Source organism: Neisseria sp. P0009.S007, assembly GCF_051962515.1.
In genome coordinates this window covers 1-1,040 of sequence record NZ_JBQCVF010000510.1, presented here as the reverse complement: position 1 = coordinate 1,040, position 1,040 = coordinate 1, and the positions used below count along the sequence as shown (strand labels likewise).

Annotated in this window: 1 protein-coding gene; it reads left to right on the top strand. The window is 53.4% G+C overall.

Annotated features, from left to right (window positions below; translation table 11 throughout):
• On the top strand, nucleotides 1–1,040 hold a 1,040-nt coding region (gene hemN / locus ACTHS3_RS14415; RefSeq protein WP_440368296.1), incomplete at both ends, for an oxygen-independent coproporphyrinogen III oxidase.

Here is a 1,040-nt window from a genome sequence, read left to right as displayed (position 1 = left end):
GCGCAACTCCACTTCGGCGGCGGCACGCCGACATTCCTAAGCGACGACCAACTCGAACGCGTCTTCGAAATGATCCGAAAATACTTCCAGCTCATCCCCAACGGCGAATACTCCATCGAAATCGACCCGCGCAAAGTCAGCCGCGAAACCGTCCTCAAACTGGGCAAACTCGGTTTCAACCGCATGAGTGTCGGTATTCAAGACTTTGACCCTAAAGTACAGGAAGCCGTCAACCGCATCCAAAGCTACGAAGAAACCAAAGAAGTGATTGATGCCGCGCGTGAAGCCGGATTTAAATCGGTCAGCGTCGATTTGATTTACGGCCTGCCGCACCAAAACACCGAAAGCATCAAAACCACCATCGACACGGTCTTGTCCCTCGACCCCGACCGCCTCGCCCTCTACCACTACGCCCACCTGCCGCATATCTTCAAACCGCAACGCCGTATCGACACCAATATCGTCCCCGGCAGCGAAGAAAAACTCGATATGCTGCAATATTGCGTTCAAACCCTGACCGAGCGCGGCTACGTTTTCATCGGTATGGACCACTTTGCCAAACCTGATGATGAACTCTCCATCGCCCTCAAAGAAGGCTTCCTGCAACGCAACTTCCAAGGCTACTCGACCTATGCCGACTGCGACTTGGTGGCGATCGGCGTCTCCTCTATCGGCAAAATCGGCAGCACCTACTCCCAAAACGAGCGCGACATCGATGCCTATTACGCCGCACTCGATGCCGGACATCTACCGATTATGCGCGGCTACCAGCTTAATCAAGACGACATTCTGCGCCGCAACATCATTCAGGATTTGATGTGCCGCTTCTCGCTTGATTATCAAATTTACGAAAGCGTGTTCGGCATTCCGTTTAGCCGCTATTTTGTAGCGGAACTGGAAGATATGAAACAACTGGAAACCCTCGGTCTGGTCCGCCTCAAACCGCACGGCCTGACCGTTACGCCGAAGGGCCGTTTCCTGATCCGCAACATCGCCATGGTGTTCGACTACCATTTGCGCCATAAAGAAACCAAAGCCAA